This is a genomic window from Arthrobacter sp. MMS18-M83 (assembly GCF_026683955.1).
Classification (GTDB): Bacteria; Actinomycetota; Actinomycetes; order Actinomycetales; family Micrococcaceae; genus Arthrobacter.
Window position 1 is genome coordinate 3503759 of the sequence record NZ_CP113343.1, and the last position, 19258, is coordinate 3523016.

Genomic DNA, 19258 nt, shown 5'->3' on the forward strand with positions numbered 1-19258 from the left:
CCATGAGCTTGAAACTTGAAGAACTCACCGTCGGGCAGGAAATCGGTACCCGCAGCATTGAGGTTACCCGCCAGGACCTGGTCAAGTACGCGGGCGCGTCCGGCGACTTCAACCCGATCCACTGGAACGAATCCTTCGCTACCGGCGTCGAACTTCCCGGAGTCATCGCCCACGGCATGTTCACCATGGGTTCCGCCGTGCAATTGGTGAGCGACTGGGCCGGCGACCCTGCCGCCGTCGTCGACTACCAGACGCGCTTCACCAAACCGGTGCTGGTCGCAGATACTACTGGTACAAGTGAGCCCGGCGCGGTGATTGAGGTTTCCGGCGTGGTGGGAGCGCTCGACGCCGATGCCCGCACCGCCCGCATCGACCTGACCGTCACCTTTGGCGGCCAGAAAGTCCTGATGAAATCCCAGGCCGTTGTGAAGCTCGCTTGAGCAGGCTGCAACAGTCAGCACCACGCGCCACCGCGGCGGAATTGTCGCGGTGGCGCAATGCTGTGGTGGTTGCGTACGGCGCGAGCGGCCTGGCTTTCTCTTCCTGGGTGTCCAGGTTGCCGGCGATCCGCGATGGACTGAACCTGACACCTGGCACCGTCGGCCTTCTGCTGATGTGCATGACGGTGGCATCGTTCGTTTCCGTCTCCGCGTCCGGAGTGATCGTGATCCGGCTGGGATCACGGTTGACCACCCGGATCGGCGGCGCCATGGTGGGCGTCGGCCTGGCGGTCGCCGGTTTTGGCACGTCCGTGCTGGCAAACCCGGTGGTGGTGGCGGCCGGGCTCATGGTGATCGGCCTCGGCACAGCCAGCTGGAACACGGCATCCAATGTAGAGGGAGCCTCGCTGGAACGCGCGCTTGAGCGGCACATCATGCCGCGTCTCCATGGATCGTTCAGCCTGGGCACCGTTGCGGGGGCAGGACTTGGTGCTTGGGCCGCCGCAGCTGGCCTGCCGGTCTTTTGGCATCTGGCTGCGGCCGGCATGGTGGTCGCCGTCTCCGTAGTCACCGCGGCCGCCTGGTTCCGAGCGGACGCCGCACGCCATTCCACAGCACGAGGTACCGCAAAGGCCTTCAAGCCCGAAAAGCCGGACACCTTTGAAGATCCTTCAACCGGCCCCTTGCCCATCATCCAGCCCGGCCAGCAGAAACCGGCCGAACCGCTGGACAGCAAGCGCATGGTGGCCCGGGCCTGGCGCGAACGCCGGACCCTCCTGCTCGGACTGCTCGTCCTGGGGCTCGCCCTGGCAGAAGGCGCAGCAGGGGATTGGGTGGCCCTGGCGCTGGCCGATGGCCACGGTCAATCCGATGCTGCCGGAGCCGTGGGTTATGGAATCTTCGTGACGTTCATGACAGTGGGACGCTTCGCCGGGACTGTGGTCTTGGATCGCTTCGGCCGCGTCCCGGTGATGCGTTGGTGTTCTGCCACGGCCGTAGTCGGTCTGGCACTCTTTGTCTTTGCCCCGGTGCCGTGGCTCGCCTTCGCGGCCCTGGCCATCTGGGGGCTCGGTGCCTCCTTGGGCTTCCCGGTGGGTATGTCGGCCGCCGCGGACGATCCAACGCACGCCGCGGCCCGGGTTTCCGTTGTCTCCACGATTGGCTATGGGGCTTTCCTTTGCGGTCCGCCGCTGTTGGGGTTGCTGGCGGAGCACTTCGGCATCCTGCATTCATTGCTCGCTGTCCTGGTCCTGCTCGTCGCGAGTTTCTTCCTGGCGCCCGTCTCGCGGAAGCGCGCCCCTGAGCCAGCCCATCCCTGAGCCAGCGCGCCCCTGAGTCGGCTGGGGCAAGCAATCCCCGCTAGGCTTGTTTGGTGACCCAGACGATGCTCTCTGAACTGACCACGGCCGCCGTTGGCGGCCCTGCCGGCACCTTTGTGGAAGCCCGCACCGAAGAGGAAATCATCGACGCCGTCCGTTCGGCGGATGCGGCCGGCGAGAACCTGCTCATCATCGGTGGGGAATCCAACCTGCTGATCTCCGACGCCGGTTACCCGGGCACCGTGCTCAAGATCGCGTCACAGGGATTCACCGTCAGCTCGGAGGATAGTTGCGGAGGAGTCTCGGTGGTGGTCCAGGCTGGGCACAACTGGGACGCCCTCGTGGAACATTCCGTGCTGCACGCATGGTCCGGGCTGGAGGCCCTCTCAGGCATCCCCGGAGCCACAGGTGCTACTCCCGTGCAGAACGTGGGCGCCTACGGTGCAGACGTCTCTCAGACCATCGCAGCCGTCCGCACCTGGGACCGCGAACGCAACGCGGTGCAAACCTTCACCAACTCAGAGCTCAAGTTCGGCTACCGGGACTCCATCCTGAAACAGACCACTGCCGAGGGCTCACCCCGTTACGTGGTGCTGACGGTGGAATTCCAGCTGCCGCTCGGACGCATGAGCGCCCCCATCCGGTACGCAGAGCTGGCCCGGTCCCTCGGGGTTGAGGCCGGGAAGCGCGCATACTCCAACGATGTCCGGCGTGAAGTCCTGCGCCTGCGTGCCTCCAAGGGCATGGTCCTCGACGCTTCGGACAGGGACACGTATTCCACCGGTTCCTTTTTCACCAACCCGATTGTTCCGGCCGCGGCGGCTGCATCTTTGCCCGAGGGGGCACCGCAGTACCCGGCTGGAAACGATGGTCTGGTGAAACTGTCGGCAGCTTGGCTGATCGACCAGGCCGGCTTCGGCAAAGGCTTCGGACTTGACCCCGCGAGCGTGTCCGGCGGACGTGCCTCGCTCTCCACCAAACACACCCTCGCCATCACCAACAGGGGAGGAGCCAGTGCGGAAGACATGGTGGCGATCGCGCGCGAGGTGCGCCGCGGCGTCGTCGAACGCTTTGGCATTGAACTGCATCCGGAACCGCTGCTGATCGGTTTGGCCCTTTAGGGCCTGCTAGGAAGCGCTCAGCGCTTTCCGGTGGGAAGCACCTTGTTGAGCAACAGGAACGTCAGCCCGCAGCTTGCCGCCCCCAGAAGGAAGATCTGGCTGAACGCTATGCTCTGCGGCGACGGGCCGCCGGGCGAAATCCAGCCCGCGGCAGCGAAGCCTATAACGCCGAGCAGCATGACGACGGCGGCAAACAGGAAGCTGCGTACCTGATCTGCGGCGCCTGCCTGGAACCCCGATTCTGGATCGTCAGCCTGCCCGCCGGACGACGGCTGGTACGCGGCGGCAAGGCCGAGGAGGAGGGCCGCAGCGCCGGTGGCGGCGAGGCCCACCTCTTGGACGGTCTGCATGGACGGCGACAATCGCACTCCGGCACCGACGGCTATGGCCAGTCCGCAGACAAGCCCGACGGCGGCAGCGCACCAACCTGCGGCCGCTAACCGCCGGCTGAGCGGCCGCAGCAGCGGACCCAAATCACCGAACAGCATTCCTTCAGAGTAGGAGGGCCCGCTGGAAGGCCCCTGTGAGCGGGATGGGAGTTCCTCCTGCTTGTCATTGCGGACCGAAGCTGTCCGCCGTGCGTCCTATGATGGGCCCATGACAGCTTCGGCGAAGATCCGCGTCACTCCCAAAGTCATGGGTAGGCTGCGCTTGGCCAGCCAGGGTTTGCTCGGTGGATTCAGCAGCGTGGAGGAGTGCGTGTCCAGGATGGGCGCCATGCAGGCTCAAGACCTCGCCTCGGCGTTCTGGGCGGTGGGGCAGCGAGTCCCCGGTTCCGGCCTCTCGAATGTGTTGGAAGCGCTGGAGAACGGCACAGTGGTCCGGTCGTGGCCCATGCGCGGCACGTTGCACCTGGTTCCACCGCGGGACTTGCGTTGGATCCTGGACATCACCACAGATCGTTCCATGCGCTCGGTGGCCGCACGGCACCGGGAGCTCGGCATCGAAGAGGCCGACGTCGCCACGTGCCGGGACCTTGCCCTTGAACGCGTCGCCGGGAGTCCAGGCGCCACGCGCGAGGAACTTTTCAAGATCTTCGAATCCGCTGGCCAAGTGACCGTGGCCCAACGCGGCATCCATTTGCTCTGGATTCTGTGCCAGAACGCTTGGCTTGTCCAAGGACCCCCGGCGGGCACGGCAGGTAAAGCGCTCGGGCAGCAACTGTTCGTTGCATTCGATGAGTGGATTCCGGAATCCAGGGCATTGGGCCGCGAAGAGGGGATCGCCGAATTCCTGCTCAGGTACCTGCGAAGCCACGGACCGGCCACGCTCTTGGACTTCGCGTGGTGGACTCAGATCCCCAAAGCCGAAGTCCGAGCAGCCCATGAGGCTATTCGCGGCCAACTTGTTGAGCTCGTCTTCCGGGGAACGTCCTATTGGATGTCGCCCCAGACGGCAGCACTGCTCGACGACGGCGTTCCGGGCTCGCGTACGGTCCTCGCCTTGCCGGGATTCGATGAATTTCTGCTGGGGTATACGGACCGCAGCCTTGTCCTGCCCCCGGAGCATTCCCAGAAGGTCGTCCCGGGCGGCAACGGTGTTTTCAAGCGGATGATCGTATCCGGCGGCGAAGTGGTGGGCACTTGGTCGCGCAGCGGCACCGGCCGAAGCGCCGGCGTCGAGCCTGAACCGTTCGCCTCGAAAGGCCTGACCCCGGCGGCCAGGCGTTCCTTCGAGCTCCAGGCCGCGAAGTACCTGAGGTTCATGCAGAGTTGAGGAGTCTTAAGACACCGATGGCCCGCCATGCAGTCGCGGGCAGCGACCGGATGACGGGCCTAGGACGTTAGGTGCGGGCGCCTAGAGGGTGCCGGTAGCGATCTTCAGCATGCGGCGCAGCGGCTCGGCTGCACCCCAAAGGAGCTGGTCCCCCACGGTGAAGGCGCTGATGTACTCAGGGCCCATCTCGAGCTTGCGGATACGGCCCACGGGGATCTCCAAGGTGCCCGAGGCAGCCACCGGGGTGAGATCCGACATGGAGGCTTCCTTGGTGTTGGGCACAACCTTGGCCCACTCGTTGTCAGCGTCCAGGAGCTTCTCGATTTCAGCGACGGACAGGTCCTCGCGCAACTTGAGGGTCAGTGCCTGGGAGTGGGAGCGCATGGCGCCGATACGGACACAGAGGCCATCCATGACCACATAGTCCCGGCCGGTGCCGTTGCCAGTGCCGAGGATCTTGTTGGTTTCCACCCCGGCTTTCCACTCTTCCTTGGACTGTCCGTTGCCGAGGTCGGCGTCGATCCACGGGATCAGGGAGCCGGCCAATGGCACGCCGAACTGGGTGGCGTCGACCCCGGAGCGCTGGGCAGCCAGAACCTTGCGGTCGATTTCCAAAATCGCCGAGGCGGGATCATCCAGTTCGCTACTGACTTCGTTGTTGAGGGTGCCGAACTGGTTGAGCAGTTCGCGCATGTGGCGGGCACCGCCGCCTGAGGCCGCCTGGTAGGTCATGGAGGTACCCCATTCGACCAGGTTGTTCTTGAATAGGCCGCCGAGGCCCATGAGCATGCAGGAGACGGTGCAGTTGCCGCCGATGTAGTCCTTCACGCCGCTGGACAGGCCTGCGTCGATGACGTCGCGGTTGATGGGGTCCAGGACAATGATGGAGTCGTCGTTCATGCGCAGCGTGGACGCGGCGTCGATCCAAAGCCCATCCCAGCCGCGGCTGCGCAGCTCGCCGTGGACCTGCTTGGTGTAGTCGCCTCCCTGGGCGGTGACAATAATCGGCAGCTTGGCAAGCGTCTCAATATCGAACGCGTTCTCGAGCTTGCCTGCGCCGTCAGCAAAAGACGGCGCGGCACCTCCAGCGTTCGAGGTGGAGAAAAATACCGGGTTGATGTTGGCGAAGTCGCCCTCTTCCTGCATGCGGTGCATCAGGACGGAGCCGACCATGCCACGCCAACCGACCAGTCCAACGGACGGATTAGCTGCTGTAGTCATTGGACTAGTCTAGACTTTCGCGGCTCCCGACACCCACTCCGTGACCCGGACCCAACTGACTGGCAGTAAGTGTCGTTTTGGTGGCTCAAAACGACACCTACTGCGAGTTACTTGGGCAAGTCGGGCTCCTGAAGCAGGGCTGCCTTGCGGGCGCGCAGGGCGTAGAAGGCGCCAAAGGCGAAGACCTGGGTCACCACTACCAGGACGATGATCCCCAGGATCTTGTTGCCACCCAAGATCATGGTGAGGCCGATAATCGCGGACAGCAGCGCGAACAGTGGCAACAACATGTAGCCAAGCACGAACAGGGTCTCAGGTTTTTTCAGCATTCTCAGTCTTCCGTCCGGCGCCACGTGGCAATCCGGTAGTTGGTGCCGTTCTTGGAGGTGAGCCAGCCTTCTGCGGGCCGCGTCGACTCAAGATCCCAGGCCTCGCCGAACTCCGGCGCGAAAGTGTCGCCGTCGATGTCGGCATCGATGACCGTGACGATGGCGACATTCGCGATGTCCATGGACTGCCGGTAAATTTCGCCGCCACCAATGATCCAGACGTTCTGGCCGCCAGGTGCGAACTGGGACTCGAGCAGGGCGGCGTCAAGGGAGGAGACGACGACGGCGCCAGTTGCGTCGGGCGAGTCCGACCAGCCCTGTTGCCGGGTCACCACAATATTGGTGCGGCCGGGCAAGGGCCGGTACTTCGCGGGGAACGACTCCCAGGTTTTGCGGCCCATGATGACCGGATGCCCTGTTGTCAGCGCGCTGAAGTGCTTCAGATCTTCAGGGACGTGCCAGGGCATGGTCCCGCCCTTGCCGATCACGCCGCTGGCTGTTTGCGCCCACACAAGGCCGATGCCGGTCATCGCTTCCGCGGCCTCCTTGGAGGAAGGTGTCTCCGGAGGGGGATTTTCCTGGGTGCTCATACCGCCACTGGCGCCTTGATGGAAGGATGGTGGCGGTACCCGACTACCTCGAAGTCCTCGAAGGTGTAGTCGAAGATTGAGTCCGGCTTGCGGTTGAAGCGCAGTTTCGGATACTCGTAGGGCTCCCGGGAGAGTTGCTCCGTGACTTGCTCCACGTGGTTGTCATAGACGTGGACGTCCCCTCCGGTCCAGACGAAGTCGCCGGGCTCAAGATCGAGCTGCTGGGCAACCATGCAGGTCAACAGGGCATAAGAGGCGATGTTGAAGGGGACGCCGAGGAACATGTCTGCCGAGCGCTGGTACAGCTGGCAGGACAGCTTGCCGTCGGCGACGTAGAACTGGAAGAACGCGTGGCATGGGGGCAAGGCCATGTCCTTGATTTCGGAAACATTCCAGGCCGAGACGATGTGACGGCGGGAATCCGGGTTGGCTGCGAGGCCCTTCATGAGTTCGGCGATCTGGTCAATGTGTCCGCCATCGGGGGTCGGCCAGCTGCGCCACTGCACGCCGTAGACCGGGCCGAGTTCGCCGTCGGCGTCTGCCCATTCATCCCAAATGGTGACGCCTTGTTCCTGGAGCCACTTGACGTTGGATTCACCGCGGAGGAACCACAGAAGCTCCAGCGCGAGCGATTTGAAGTGCACACGCTTGGTGGTCATGAGCGGGAAACCCTGGCTCAGATCGAAGCGCAGCTGGCGGCCGAAAACGCTCCGCGTGCCGGTGCCCGTGCGGTCCGACTTGTGCGTGCCGTTGGCCATGACATCGCGCAGGAGGTCTTCATATGGGGTTGGGATGCTCACGCACCCAGCTTACTGGAGTCAGTCGTCGAAGGGCTTGATCTGCTCCACGGCCACCACGCGCTGGCCGTTTCCCCGGGCCACGTGGCACACGATCATCTCGCCAGGGGCCAGGTAGGGGTCCTGGGCAGGCAGGATCTCGTGAAGCTCCGGGCCCATGCGCTCGCCGAGCTTCTTCAAAATGGTGGGGAGTGCCGGCCTGTGGGTACACAAGGCAACCGCACGCTGCTTGTCGAACAAGCCCTCGACGACGGCTGATGTCTTCTTGGGGCTCCGCTGGTGATTGTGCTCCGTCAGGGCCTCCACAAGTTTCACTTTGGCTCCGGCCGCCTTGGCGTACGGTGCGATGGTGGATACGCACCTTGCCCACGGACTGCTCACGATCCGGAGAGGCTTCCACACGCCCAGAAGCCGCTCTACCGCCAGCGCCTGCCGCAGGCCCGTGGCCGCCAAGGGCCTGCTGCCTTCGGCCTTGGTCCAGGAAGACCGTGGCTTGGCTTTGGCATGCCGCACCAGAATCAGCGGCCATGTCTCTAGCTCACCATTCAGGTGGGTCTTCGCTAGCGCCTGGAGCGGGCTCACATCCGTGGGGTTGCTCAAGAACCGGGCGGCCTTGTCCGGCGCGGCCCACATGTAGGCGTCCACTTCCTCGCCATCCGGCTTGATGACGGAGCCGTTGACCTGTGTGGCCCAGTAGTGCACCACTTTCAGTCCCGCTGCCACGTGGTAGTGAGTGGGGGGCAATGGGATTCCGAGGGCCGCATCGAGGCCGATTTCTTCCCTGATCTCGCGGACGGCGCATTCCGGGATGGTTTCCCCGACGTCGAGTTTGCCTTTGGGCCAGGACCAATCGTCATACTTGGGCCGATGGATCAGCAGGACCTCAAGGGCCCCCTTGGTGACGCGCCAGGGAATCGCCCCTGCCGCCGTTACGTCGATGGGCTCCCCGGGATGGTCCGTCTGATCTGCAATGGGTGTATCGCTCTTCAACTTTTTCTCTGCCTACCGCCGGGCGACTGCACGTTGGCGGGACCGTGAGGCAAGCAACCAGGACTGAATGTCCAATAGCGGCGTGCCGTCTTCGGCCTGGTGGAACCTGGTCCAGTGACCTTCGTTGTTGAGATGCCAACTTGCAGTACCCGGGTCCAGGTAACGGCGCAACAGGTCCATGACCTCGGCTGTGTCTTCGCGGTTGGCGAGCTGCACCAAGGCTTCGACCCGACGGTCGAGGTTACGGTGCATCATGTCCGCGGAGCCGATGTAGACCACGGGGTCGTTGGCATTCGCGAAGGCAAACACGCGTGAGTGCTCCAGGAAGCGGCCCAGCACGGAACGAACCGTGATGTTTTCGCTTAGTCCAGGTACTCCGGGACGCAGCGAGCATATGCCACGGACAATGACATCAACCTTTACCCCGGCCTGCGACGCCCGGTAGAGGGCGTCGATGGTGGCTTCGTCCACCATGGAGTTGACCTTGATCTGGACCTTGGCGGCGATTCCTGCGCGGGCGTTGCGTATCTCAGTCTCGATCCTGTCGATCAGCCCCGACCGCACCGAGCGTGGCGCCACAAGAAGCCGCTTGAACGTGGACTTGGGAGCGTATCCGGAGAGCTGGTTGAAGAGCTTGGACAGGTCCTCGCCCACTTGCTCGTTCGAGGTCAGCAGGCCCAGGTCCTCGTAGTAACGGGCCGTGCGCGGGTGGTAGTTGCCCGTTCCGATATGGCAGTAGCGGCGCAGGCCGTCCACTTCCTGGCGGACTACCAAGGACAACTTGCAGTGAGTCTTGAGTCCCACGATGCCGTACACAACGTGCACGCCGGCCTGCTCCAACTTGCGGGCCCAGGAGATGTTGGCCTGCTCGTCGAAGCGGGCCTTGATCTCCACGAGTGCAAGGACCTGCTTGCCGGCCTCGGCGGCGTCGATCAGGGCGTCAACGATGGGCGAGTCCCCGGAGGTGCGGTACAGGGTCTGCTTGATGGCCTGGACCTTTGGGTCGGCGGCCGCCTGCTCCAGGAAGGCCTGGACCGACGTCGAGAACGAGTCGTACGGGTGGTGCAGCAGGATGTCGCGGCGGCGCATGGCCGCGAAGACGTTGGCGGCCTTGGAGGTCTCTGATTCGTTCAAGTACCGCGAGGTGTGGGGCACGTGCTTCGGGTAGTGAAGGTCGGCGCGGTCGATTCCACCGATGACCGAAAGTCCACGGAGGTCCAGGGGTGCTGGAACGGAGTAGACCTCGGACTCCTCGACGCCGAGTTCCCGCACCAGGAGCGCGCGGATGTTCGGGTTGATATCCGTGGTGACCTCGAGCCGGACGGGCGGGCCGAAGCGGCGGCGCAGCAGTTCCTTCTCAAGCGCCTGCAGGAGGTTCTCGGCGTCGTCCTCTTCAACCTCAACGTCCTCGTTGCGGGTCACGCGGAAGCTGTGGTGCTCCATGACTTCCATGCCGGGGAACAGCTTGTCCAGATGAACCGCAATAACCTCTTCGAGGGCGATGAAGCGTGCCACCCGGCCCGGGACTGCGCCGGCCCGCGGGCCGTCGATCGAGACAAGGCGGGGCAGCTGGTCCGGAACCTTGACGCGCGCGAACAGTTCCTTGTCACTCACGGGGTTGCGGACAATCACTGCCAGGTTCAGGGAAAGGCCGGAAATGTAGGGGAACGGGTGGGCGGGATCGACGGCGAGCGGGGTGAGGATCGGGAAGACCTTCTCGCCGAACATGATGCTCAAGCGGTGCTGCGCTTCGTCGTCGAGTTCGTCCCAGCGCATCAGGTGGATGTGCTCGTAGGCCAAAGCGGGGCGGATCTGCTCGGCAAACACCCGGGCGTGCCGTTCCTGCAGCTTGTGGGCGGCCTCGCCGATCTGCTCGAGGACTTCGATGGGGCTCAACCCGGCGGGGGAGGGCACCGCGAGCCCGGTTGCGATGCGGCGCTTCAGGCCGGCAACGCGCACCATGAAGAATTCATCCAGGTTTGAGGCAAAGATCGAGAGGAAGTTGACACGCTCCAGCAGGAAAAGATCCGGGTCCTCGGCGAGCTCAAGAACGCGCGAGTTGAAGGCAAGCCAGCTAAGTTCGCGATCCAGGAAACGGTCCGGGGTGATGTCGCCTTCCGGTTCCAGGGAAGGGGCAAATTCCGGAATGTCGATGCGGTCCTGAGTGGCCCGCGCCGCCGGGACTTCGGAAGAACCGAAGCGCGGAGGCAAGGTTGCGCCCTTGACCTCGGTTCTGGTTGTTCCGACCGGGTCCGGATTCATCGGGCTCTCCTTCGTTCAGCGCGGGGGTTTGCTTCAACCCTACAAGGATTCCACGTGCCGGAATCCTAGATGTCCTATCCTTTCGGATGAGCCTTGGTTCCGGCTACTTCCGGGCCAACGGTGCATACATGACGTCGACGTCCCAGCGCACGAAGCCCAGCTTCTGGTAAAGGGCAACCGCGGCGGTGTTGTCGGCGTCCACGTACAGCATCACGGAGTGAAGCTCGTGGCTCTGGAGGTACCTGATCCCGGCGACAGTGAGCGCCTTGCCAAGCCCCAAGCCTTGGGCCGCGGGCGTCACACCTACTACATAGACCTCTCCGATCGACGGATGGGGTCCTTGCCGGGGGTGAACCTTGGTCCAATGAAAGCCGAGCAATTCCCCGGCTGTGTTCACGGCGAGCAGGAAGCCTGCGGGGTCAAACCAGTCCTCAGCCATGCGGGCGTCGAGGTCGGCCCTGGTCAGGGACCCCTGCTCGGGATGATGCGCAAAAGCTGCCCTGTTGGCAGCCAGCCACGCGGACTCATCCTGCCCCGGCACAAAGGCGCGCAGCGAGACTCCCTCGGGCAGTCCGGCGTCGGGCATTTCAGCGGTGGAGGACATGAGCCGCATCTTCCACAGTTCACGCACCGGACCGTAGCCGTAGCGGGCGGCGAGGTCTGCGGCGGCCTCATGGTTCCCGTGGGACCAGGCACTCAGCCCTGAAAGCCCGCGGCCGTCGCGGAGCGCGTCCAACAGCCTGCCGGCGACTCCCTGGTTGCGGTAACTGGGGTGGACGGCCATTTCCAGGACTCCGGTCCCGTCGTCCGCTTCAACGACGACGGCGATTCCCGCCAGATCCTGGCCGCTTGCGGGATCGGACTGCTCGTCCGGGGCATACAGGGCAAGCGTGAGCAACGAGTGGTCGCCGGCGTCGGCTCCACGCAGCATGACCAAGGTTTGTTCGGACAAGGGGGGATTGCCGTCCGACTCCTCCGCGGCTGCGGCGAGAGTCTTGATGTCTCTCAACAACTCGCGATCCGAGGCGCCTTTGACGACGAGGACGGGCCAGTTCTCCGGGTGCGCAGGGCTCATGTTGCAAGGCTATACGTCCGCGGCCGGTTTGGCGGGATGGATTTTGCGGGCACTACCTCGGCCGTGTAAGGTCTATAACTCGTCCGGCTTTGAGAAGCTGGAAGCGAGGGGGATCCACCAGTGGGGTGGCCGCGATACGTTCGACCCGTATGTCCTCCACTCAAGCTGACAACCGGCGCAAGCCGGGAACAGTCGGCAAAGGAAAGGCCCGGACTCAGTGAGTCCGGGCCTTTCTTTTGCTGCGGAAACTCAGGCTTCCGTGAGTTCATCTTCTTGCAAACGGACCAGCGTCAGCCGATAACCAACGTTGCGTACCGTGCTGATCAGGTTTTCGTGGTCCACGCCCAGCTTTGCACGCAGGCGCCTCACGTGGACGTCCACGGTGCGGGTGCCTCCGTAGTAGTCGTAGCCCCATACTTCCGTGAGGAGCTGCTGACGCGTGAAGACCCTGCCCGGGTGCTGCGCCAGGTACTTCAAGAGCTCGAATTCCTTGAAGGTCAGGTTGAGCGGCTGTCCGTTCACCCGGGCCGTATAGCTTGCCTCGTCAATCACGACGCCGGCCGCGCGGATTTCGGTGTTGGTTTCCTCTTCGCCGGGGACGGCGCGCGCCATCGCCAGGCGGATCCGGGCCTCGACTTCGGCCGGACCCGCAGAATCGAGGACGATGTCATCCACGGACCATGCAGAGGAGACGGCAGCCATGCCGCCTTCAGTGAGGATCAGGATGAGGGGGGCGCTCAGGCCCGTGGCCTTGAGCAATTGGGTCAAGGAGCGGGCCCCGACAAGGTCCTTGCGGGCATCAAGGAAAACGACGTCGGTGGGATCGGTTTCGAGCAGTGCCGTCGGTTCTGCCGGGAGGATGTGGACCCGGTGGTTCAATAATTCCAAGGCAGGCAGGATGTCTACCGACGACCCGGTGCTGTTCGTCAGAAGCAGGATGTGCGACATAGTTCCTCCAATGGGCGGTCCGCGCATCATCGGGCGTCTGAACCGGGTTTCCACCGGCCGGTAGCTGCTCAAGGGGCGAGGTTCCGTTGTAACGGAAGCGTTGCAACAAGAAGCGCTGTTGACAACCGAGTATACCTAAACGCCCATGCAACGTCAGGGATTCGTGACACCTTCAACCCCTGTTTGCGACATATTTCGGCTGCATAAGGCAGGATTGGCAAGAGGTTGGTCGCTGCGTGGAGCGAAACGGCGCCCCGCGGGGTCCGCAGTGAGGGTCGAGGACACAGCGAGGTCAGGGGCACAGTGAAGTCTTGGAGTATCGGGGTGGTCGGCCTCGTGGCCCTCGCGGTTATCGTGGCCAGCACATACGGTCCCCCGGAAGGCCTGGTGGGCGTCGGAATCGCGGCGTCGGCCGCCGTCGGCATCGGATGGCCCCATTTTCTAGCGGTTCCCGCCAAAAAGACCCTGGCCGCGGTGATCGGGTTGAGCGGTGCCGCTTCAGCCGTGGCTGCCGGTTTCATCCCGGCCCCCGGCTTCCTCGACGCGACTCCCGCCTTCATCGCGGCCGGCGTGATCGCGGTGTTCGTCGTGCAACTAATCCGCGGAACGGGTCAAGCGCAGCGGCTTGAATCCACCCTCGGCAGTTGCGCAGGCGTGTTGTTGAGCTGCCTCGGAGCAGGCTGGATTGCGGGTTCACGGTTCAACGGCATCAAGGAAATGGTGCTGGTTGCCGGCCTGAGTGCCGCGGTTGCCCTTCTCGCCGGACTCTTGCGCTGGCCGGACCGGGTTGTGGCGCCTTTGGGCATCGTCGCGGCCGGATTGGTGGCTCCATTGGCCGGCCTGGTGTTCTCCAATATTTCGATTGTGCCCGCGATCGTCGTGGGTGTCGTCATCGGCTCGATCTTGGTCAGTTTCCGCCGGATGGTCACGCTGCGACTCGGCCGCCTGAACTTCCCGGCCGTCCTGGGAATGGGCGTCGCGCCCGTCTGGGCGGTTGGTGCCCTGTGCTACTTCATCGACAAACTACTCATCTACTAACGGTTAGGATGGCATCATGTCCGTACTTGCATTTGAAATCTTCTTCCTTGTCCTCCTCGGCTTGGCCAGCCTCTCGATGGCGTGGTTTGCCGGTTTTGTCGTTTACCGTCTCTTCAAGGGCCAGAAGTAGAGCTTCTGTACCTTCTGGTCCACTGAGGTAGTTGCTGTGCCCATCGAAATCCCTTCAGACCTGACACCCGAACTGGTACCCCTTTCCTGGCTCATTGGCGAGTGGGAAGGCCGGGGACGGCTTGGAAGCGGCGACGAAGACTCGGATCATTTCATCCAGCACGTCTCCTTCACGCATCACGGCCTGCCGTACCTGGAGTACCGCGCCGAAAGCTGGCTCACTGACGAGGACGGCACCAAGCTGAGGCCACTGACGGTGGAGACCGGCTTCTGGGCGCTGGAGCGGAAAATGATTGACGCCGACGGCGGTCCGGGCCTGATCCCCGCGGATATTGTCCCGGCGTTGAAGACTGCCGACGACGTCGAGGCCCACCGGAACGCTGACGGCGGGTTCGATATCTCGGTGTCGATCGCCCACCCCGGCGGTATCAGCGAGCTGTACTACGGCCAGATCAAGGGGCCGCAGATCCAGATGAGCACAGACATGGTGATGCGTGGCGGCCACTCCAAGGAATACACTGCGGCCACACGCATTTTCGGTCTGGTAGACGGCAACTTGCTGTGGCGTTGGGATGTGTCCACTCCGGGGAAGTCGCTCGAGGCCCATGCTTCGGCTTTTCTGAACAAGCTCTCCTAGGAGAGCCGGTTCGCTGGCTTCAAGTCGCATTGAGCTTCAAGGTCCACCTAAAAAGGTCCCACTGAACGTCCCGTTTCGCAGCTCGATCCAGCAAGGGAGCAGCAAGTGAACGAAGCAGCAAAACCTGCCAGCTATGACGATCTCAAGGCTGTGTTCTTCAACGGGACGCTCAAGCCATCCCCACAGGTGAGCAATACCGACGGCCTGATAGCCATCAGCCGGCGCATCATGGAGAAGCAGGGAGTCAGCACCCGCGTCATCCGCACCGTGGACCACAACGTCGCTGCCGGCGTGTATCCCGACATGCGCGAACACGGATGGGCCACGGACGAATGGCCGGAACTTTATCCGGCGGTGCTGGAAGCCGACATCGTGGTGGTGGCCGGCCCCATCTGGCTCGGCGACAACTCCTCCCAGACCAAGAAGCTCATCGAACGTCTCTACGCCCATTCGGGCCAGCTCAACAGCAAAGGCCAGTGGGCCTACTATCCAAAAGTCGGCGGCTGCCTGATTACCGGCAACGAGGACGGCATCAAACATTGCGCCATGAACGTCCTGTACAGCCTTCAGCATGTCGGCTTCACCATTCCGCCACAGGCCGATGCCGGCTGGATCGGCGCCGTCGGTCCTGGCCCAAGCTACCTCGACGAAGGCTCCGGTGGCCCGGAGAGCGACTTCACCAACCGGAACACCACGTTTATGACCTGGAACCTGCTCCACTACGCGCGGATGCTCAAGGACGTGGGCGGCATTCCCGCCTACGGCAACCTCCCGGAGGAGTGGAAAGCCGGCACACGCTTCGATTTTGAAAACCCGGAATACCGCTGAGCCCCAAGGACTTCTACTACATATGACTTACAAGAGCCCCCTATTGTCGCGCCCCGGAGCTGTAGAAGGCGGCGGCGAGGACTCCGGCGTCGCGGCCCACTACGGCGAACCCCTGCGGGAGCAGCGCGCGCTGGCCGCCGGCACCGCCGTCGTCGATCTTTCCTATCGTGGGGTTGTCACGGTCACTGGACCGGACCGTCTCAGCTGGCTCAACACGCTGTCCTCGCAGCAGTTGACCAATCTCCAGCCAGGTGTCTCAAGCGAACTGTTGCTCCTCACCATCCAGGGCCGCATTGAGTTTGACGCCCGCGTGGTGGACGACGGCGAGACCACCTGGCTGCTGGTCGAAGCCGCCGAGGCTGCCCCGCTGGCGGAGTGGCTCAACAAGATGCGATTCATGTTGCGGGTCGAAGTGGCTGATGTATCGGCCGATTGGGCCGTCGTCGGTTCAACCAAGGCGGTTGACGCCTGGTCCGGACGGCTCGTTTGGGAGGATCCGTGGCCGCATATCGGCGTCGGCGGCTATTCGTACAGCGTGGTGGAGGAAAGCTCCCATCCCGGTCTTGAACGGCCGTGGTTCGAGTACCTCATTCCCGCGGGCGAGCTTGAAGCGGCCGTCGATGGAATGGCCCTCGCTGGCTCGTTGGCTGCGGAGGCCCTTCGCATTGCCGCGTGGCGTCCCCGGCTTGGCGCGGAGACGGACGAGAAGACCATCCCGCACGAGCTCGATCTCCTGCGGACATCGGTCCATTTGAACAAAGGCTGCTACAAGGGCCAGGAAACCATCGCCCGCGTCCACAACCTGGGACACCCGCCCCGGCGGCTTGTCTTCCTGCAACTGGACGGCTCGCAGCACACCCTCCCGGCGCCGGGCAGCGTCGTATTTGCCGGGGAACGCAAGGTAGGTACGCTGACTTCCGTGGCCCAGCACTTCGAAATGGGAGCGGTGGGGCTGGCGCTCATCAAGCGGTCTGTGGATCCGCAGGAAGTGCTGACCGTCCTGGATGGTGAGGAACCCTATCCGGCCGCCCAGGAGGTAATCGTTGCGCCCGACGCCGGACAGGTGGTGGGACGCCAGACCGGATTCCTGAAGGGACCCCACCGATGAGCGAAACAACGGGCGATGAAGCCCAGACGACGGGTGTCGATGAGGAGGCGATCGCCTTGGCGCATGCGTTGCTCGATGCCGCCAGGGAGGGCAACTCCGAGCTCTTGCGCAGCTACCTCAACGCAGGTGCGCCTGCCGGAATGAGCAATGCCGCGGGTGATTCACTCCTGATGCTGGCGGCGTACCACGGCCACCCTGAGACCGTTCAGCTTCTGCTCTACCACGGTGCCGACGCGAACGCCGCGAATGACCGCGGCCAGACGCCGCTGGCGGGTGCGGTTTTCAAGGGCTATACGGAGGTAGCCCGGGTGCTCATTGACGCTGGAGCAGATCCGGACGCCGGAGTCCCCACAGCGCGCGACGCCGCCCGGATGTTTGCTCGCACCGATATTCTCGCGCTGCTTGGATAGGCCAGGGACGCCCGGATAGCAGGCCAGGGAGGGCCGCCGGGCCTCGCCCTCGCTTGGTGGCTGTCTCGTGGCGGCTGCCTTGCGGTCTAATATTCCATGTGGAATAGTTGTTGTGGAATAGTTCGCACGGAGGATGAAAAAATGGCACGAGCCGCACTGACTCCACTTGGGGTCGCTGCACTTGCCCTCCTTGTCGAGGCACCCATGCACCCTTACGAGATGTACCAGCTCCTGATGGCGCGCCACGAGGATCGCTTGGTAAAGGTGCGGCCGGGGACGCTTTACCACGCAGTGGGGCGCCTGGAAGAGAGTGGCTTTGTCGAGGCGACTGGTATTGACCGCGCCGGCAACCGGCCTGAGCGCACAACCTACCGGATCACCGGAGCTGGCCGGGAGGCGTTGACCGAGCGCCTCCAGGACATGCTGGCCGAACCCGTGAACGAATACCCGAGCTTCCCCCACGCGATAGCCGAGGCACACAACCTGCCCTCCGGCGTCGTGCTCGAACTCCTTGACCACCGGGTAGCGAACCTGCAAAACCAACTCGACTTCCTGCTTCGCGGTGAAGAAGCAGTCGCCGCCAAGGGCGTCGAGCCGAAGTTCTGGATAGATATCAAGTACCAACAGTCAATGCTGCGTACGGAAATCGACTGGATCCGCGGCTTCCAGAATGATCTCCGCAGCGGGCAGTTGCCATGGTAACTGCCCCTCCAACGCACCATCTTGCAAGAAATTCAGCACAGTCAAAGGAATCCCATGGAAAACGTAACTAAACCGTGGCCCGCACTGTGGTCCCTCGTGGTCGGGTTCTTCATGATCCTGATCGATACCACCATCGTTTCCGTGGCGAACCCGCGGATCATGGAGGGCCTCCACACCGATATCAACGCCGTCATCTGGGTGACGAGCGCTTACCTCCTCGCGTACGCGGTTCCGTTGCTGATCACCGGCAGGCTCGGTGACCGGTTCGGGCCCAAGAACCTGTACCTGATCGGCCTCGTCGTCTTCACCCTTGCTTCGCTGTGGTGCGGGCTTTCAGACGACATCGGCACGCTGATCACGGCCAGGGTGGTTCAGGGCATCGGCGCTGCCATGATGACTCCGCAAACCATGGCCGTCATCACCCGCATCTTCCCGCCGGACCGCCGTGGCGCAGCCATGGGCCTCTGGGGAGCCACCGCCGGTATGGCCATCCTCGTGGGCCCGATCCTCGGCGGCGTGCTGGTTGACGGCCTCGGCTGGCAGTGGATCTTCTTCGTCAATGTTCCCATCGGCATCGTCGCGTTCGTCCTCGTGACCCGCCTGGTCCCGAAGCTGACCACACACAGCCACAAGTTCGACGTCGTGGGTGTGCTGCTGTCCGCCGCAGGCATGTTCCTGCTGGTCTTCGGCATCCAAGAGGGCCAGAGCTACAAGTGGGGCACTGTTACCGGAACCATTACGGTGTGGGGCCTGATCATCACGGGCCTTGTTGTCCTGGCCGTGTTTGTCCTGTGGCAGTGGCTGCTTGAGCGCCGCGGCGGTGAGCCCTTGCTGCCCCTGGGACTGTTCAAGGACCGTAACTTCTCGCTGGGCAACACCACCATCATGGCGGTGGGGTTCACCATCACTGCGTTCCCGCTGCCCACCATTTTCTACTACCAGGTGGTCCGCGGACTGACTCCCACGCAGTCCGCGCTGCTCATGATCCCCATGGCCGTGATCTCCGGAGCGCTGGCGCCTTTCGTTGGCAAGCTGATCGACCGGATCAACCCGCGGTGGTTCGCCGCATTCGGCCTCGTCTGCCTGTCCGGGGCACTCTTCTGGACCTCGACGCTCTTGAAGCCGGACACTCCCATCTGGATGTTCCTGCTGCCCAGCGCCCTCCAGGGTGTGGCCAACGGTTTCATCTGGGGCCCGGTCTCCAACGCCACCACCCGCAACCTCCCGCCGCGCTCTGCGGGCGCCGGTTCCGGTGTTTTCAACACGACACGCCAGATCGGTGCGGTACTGGGGTCGGCCGCGATTGCTGCCCTGATCCAGTCCCGGCTCGCGGCCGAGCTGCCGGCGGCTCCTCCAGGTGCCGCCCCGGCCGGCGAGGGTGGATTCGCCGGGAAGTTGCCTGAATTCCTACATGGCGGCTTCTCGACGGCGATGAGCCAGTCGGTCTTGCTGCCGGCCTTCGCGATCCTGCTGGGGGCAGTAGCAGCGTTGTTGTTCGGCAAACCCAAAGCCGTCCAGGGTTGGGGCTCCCCGGCGGGTGTTCCCGAGGTCAAACCTGAGACCGTTTCGCAGGACGGCGGCCAGGGGAGCCGTTAGCC

At 63.7% G+C, this 19258-nt stretch carries 20 protein-coding genes; 11 read left to right on the forward strand and 9 right to left on the reverse strand.

Features of this window, described 5'->3' with window-relative positions:
- Positions 1 to 2 precede the first annotated feature (2 nt).
- The 3 genes from OW521_RS16615 to OW521_RS16625 are packed head-to-tail and all read left to right on the forward strand — an operon-like array spanning position 3 to position 2880.
- A complete protein-coding gene (locus tag OW521_RS16615; protein WP_268020709.1) occupies positions 3 to 440 on the forward strand; it encodes a MaoC family dehydratase in 438 nt (145 codons plus the stop codon).
- Positions 437 to 1759, forward strand: a complete 1323-nt coding sequence (locus OW521_RS16620; protein WP_268020710.1) for an MFS transporter — start codon at positions 437 to 439, stop codon at positions 1757 to 1759. Before OW521_RS16615 ends, OW521_RS16620 begins: the two co-directional genes overlap by 4 nt.
- Positions 1760 to 1812: 53 nt before the next feature.
- A complete protein-coding gene (locus OW521_RS16625; protein ID WP_268020711.1) occupies positions 1813 to 2880 on the forward strand; it encodes a UDP-N-acetylmuramate dehydrogenase in 1068 nt (355 codons plus the stop codon).
- Positions 2881 to 2897: 17 nt separating this feature from the next.
- Here the strand turns inward: OW521_RS16625 and OW521_RS16630 are convergent, their stop codons facing one another.
- Positions 2898 to 3368, reverse strand: coding sequence for a hypothetical protein (locus OW521_RS16630; protein WP_268020712.1), 471 nt, complete (start codon positions 3366 to 3368; stop codon positions 2898 to 2900).
- A 109-nt stretch (positions 3369 to 3477) separates the two neighbouring features.
- Here OW521_RS16630 and OW521_RS16635 point away from each other — a divergent pair, with 109 nt between their 5' ends.
- Entirely contained in the window at positions 3478 to 4596 is a 1119-nt protein-coding gene (locus OW521_RS16635) for a winged helix DNA-binding domain-containing protein (protein ID WP_268020713.1), read from the forward strand.
- 81 nt (positions 4597 to 4677) lie between these two features.
- Here OW521_RS16635 and asd read toward each other — a convergent pair whose 3' ends face one another.
- From asd to OW521_RS16675, 8 genes are all read right to left on the reverse strand, one after another.
- A complete protein-coding gene (gene asd / locus OW521_RS16640; protein WP_268020714.1) occupies positions 4678 to 5817 on the reverse strand; it encodes an aspartate-semialdehyde dehydrogenase in 1140 nt (379 codons plus the stop codon).
- A gap of 107 nt (positions 5818 to 5924) precedes the next feature.
- Positions 5925 to 6146 carry an NF038396 family protein gene (locus OW521_RS16645; protein WP_268020715.1) on the reverse strand — a complete coding sequence of 74 codons (222 nt, stop codon included), beginning with the start codon at positions 6144 to 6146 and terminating at the stop codon, positions 5925 to 5927.
- A gap of 2 nt (positions 6147 to 6148) precedes the next feature.
- On the reverse strand, positions 6149 to 6736 hold the full coding sequence (locus OW521_RS16650; RefSeq protein WP_268020716.1) for a dihydrofolate reductase: 588 nt from the start codon (positions 6734 to 6736) through the stop codon (positions 6149 to 6151).
- Entirely contained in the window at positions 6733 to 7536 is an 804-nt protein-coding gene (locus tag OW521_RS16655; protein WP_326493969.1) for a thymidylate synthase, read from the reverse strand. Before OW521_RS16655 ends, OW521_RS16650 begins: the two co-directional genes overlap by 4 nt.
- Positions 7537 to 7554: 18 nt before the next feature.
- Positions 7555 to 8523 carry an NUDIX hydrolase gene (locus tag OW521_RS16660; protein WP_268020717.1) on the reverse strand — a complete coding sequence of 323 codons (969 nt, stop codon included), beginning with the start codon at positions 8521 to 8523 and terminating at the stop codon, positions 7555 to 7557.
- Positions 8524 to 8535: 12 nt separating this feature from the next.
- Positions 8536 to 10785 carry an RNA degradosome polyphosphate kinase gene (locus tag OW521_RS16665; RefSeq protein WP_268020718.1) on the reverse strand — a complete coding sequence of 750 codons (2250 nt, stop codon included), beginning with the start codon at positions 10783 to 10785 and terminating at the stop codon, positions 8536 to 8538.
- Positions 10786 to 10888: 103 nt separating this feature from the next.
- A complete protein-coding gene (gene mshD, locus OW521_RS16670) occupies positions 10889 to 11860 on the reverse strand; it encodes a mycothiol synthase (RefSeq protein WP_268020719.1) in 972 nt (323 codons plus the stop codon).
- Positions 11861 to 12109: 249 nt separating this feature from the next.
- Positions 12110 to 12808 carry a winged helix-turn-helix transcriptional regulator gene (locus OW521_RS16675; RefSeq protein WP_265979258.1) on the reverse strand — a complete coding sequence of 233 codons (699 nt, stop codon included), beginning with the start codon at positions 12806 to 12808 and terminating at the stop codon, positions 12110 to 12112.
- Between the two features lie 303 nt (positions 12809 to 13111).
- On the opposite strand from OW521_RS16675, the gene OW521_RS16680 reads away from it, so the two are divergent.
- The 7 genes from OW521_RS16680 to OW521_RS16710 all read left to right on the forward strand — a co-directional run bounded on the left by OW521_RS16680 (position 13112) and on the right by OW521_RS16710 (position 19256).
- The gene (locus OW521_RS16680; RefSeq protein ID WP_268020720.1) at positions 13112 to 13846 is read left to right on the forward strand and encodes a permease; all 735 of its coding nucleotides are present in this window, start codon (positions 13112 to 13114) and stop codon (positions 13844 to 13846) included.
- 166 nt (positions 13847 to 14012) lie between these two features.
- A complete protein-coding gene (locus OW521_RS16685; protein WP_268020721.1) occupies positions 14013 to 14612 on the forward strand; it encodes an FABP family protein in 600 nt (199 codons plus the stop codon).
- 105 nt (positions 14613 to 14717) lie between these two features.
- Positions 14718 to 15440, forward strand: coding sequence for a flavodoxin family protein (locus tag OW521_RS16690; protein WP_268020722.1), 723 nt, complete (start codon positions 14718 to 14720; stop codon positions 15438 to 15440).
- Positions 15441 to 15462: 22 nt separating this feature from the next.
- A complete protein-coding gene (gene ygfZ, locus OW521_RS16695) occupies positions 15463 to 16548 on the forward strand; it encodes a CAF17-like 4Fe-4S cluster assembly/insertion protein YgfZ (protein WP_268020723.1) in 1086 nt (361 codons plus the stop codon).
- Entirely contained in the window at positions 16545 to 16958 is a 414-nt protein-coding gene (locus OW521_RS16700) for an ankyrin repeat domain-containing protein (protein ID WP_268020724.1), read from the forward strand. Before ygfZ ends, OW521_RS16700 begins: the two co-directional genes overlap by 4 nt.
- 141 nt (positions 16959 to 17099) lie before the next feature.
- Positions 17100 to 17660: a PadR family transcriptional regulator gene (locus OW521_RS16705; protein ID WP_268020725.1), complete on the forward strand. Its 561-nt coding sequence runs from the start codon at positions 17100 to 17102 to the stop codon at positions 17658 to 17660.
- A gap of 54 nt (positions 17661 to 17714) precedes the next feature.
- Positions 17715 to 19256, forward strand: a complete 1542-nt coding sequence (locus OW521_RS16710; RefSeq protein WP_268020726.1) for a DHA2 family efflux MFS transporter permease subunit — start codon at positions 17715 to 17717, stop codon at positions 19254 to 19256.
- The last annotated feature ends 2 nt before the right edge of the window (positions 19257 to 19258 follow it).

Bases quoted from the DNA above. Each gene is read 5' to 3' on its own strand.
- OW521_RS16615 (WP_268020709.1), top strand. From the start codon at position 3: ATGAGCTTGAAACTTGAAGAACTCACCGTCGGGCAGGAAATCGGTACC.
- OW521_RS16630 (WP_268020712.1), bottom strand. From the start codon at position 3,368: ATGCTGTTCGGTGATTTGGGTCCGCTGCTGCGGCCGCTCAGCCGGCGG.
- OW521_RS16635 (WP_268020713.1), top strand. From the start codon at position 3,478: ATGACAGCTTCGGCGAAGATCCGCGTCACTCCCAAAGTCATGGGTAGG.
- asd (WP_268020714.1), bottom strand. From the start codon at position 5,817: ATGACTACAGCAGCTAATCCGTCCGTTGGACTGGTCGGTTGGCGTGGC.
- OW521_RS16645 (WP_268020715.1), bottom strand. From the start codon at position 6,146: ATGCTGAAAAAACCTGAGACCCTGTTCGTGCTTGGCTACATGTTGTTG.
- OW521_RS16650 (WP_268020716.1), bottom strand. From the start codon at position 6,736: ATGAGCACCCAGGAAAATCCCCCTCCGGAGACACCTTCCTCCAAGGAG.
- OW521_RS16665 (WP_268020718.1), bottom strand. From the start codon at position 10,785: ATGAATCCGGACCCGGTCGGAACAACCAGAACCGAGGTCAAGGGCGCA.
- mshD (WP_268020719.1), bottom strand. From the start codon at position 11,860: ATGAGCCCTGCGCACCCGGAGAACTGGCCCGTCCTCGTCGTCAAAGGC.
- OW521_RS16675 (WP_265979258.1), bottom strand. From the start codon at position 12,808: ATGTCGCACATCCTGCTTCTGACGAACAGCACCGGGTCGTCGGTAGAC.
- ygfZ (WP_268020723.1), top strand. From the start codon at position 15,463: ATGACTTACAAGAGCCCCCTATTGTCGCGCCCCGGAGCTGTAGAAGGC.
- OW521_RS16700 (WP_268020724.1), top strand. From the start codon at position 16,545: ATGAGCGAAACAACGGGCGATGAAGCCCAGACGACGGGTGTCGATGAG.
- OW521_RS16705 (WP_268020725.1), top strand. From the start codon at position 17,100: ATGGCACGAGCCGCACTGACTCCACTTGGGGTCGCTGCACTTGCCCTC.
- OW521_RS16710 (WP_268020726.1), top strand. From the start codon at position 17,715: ATGGAAAACGTAACTAAACCGTGGCCCGCACTGTGGTCCCTCGTGGTC.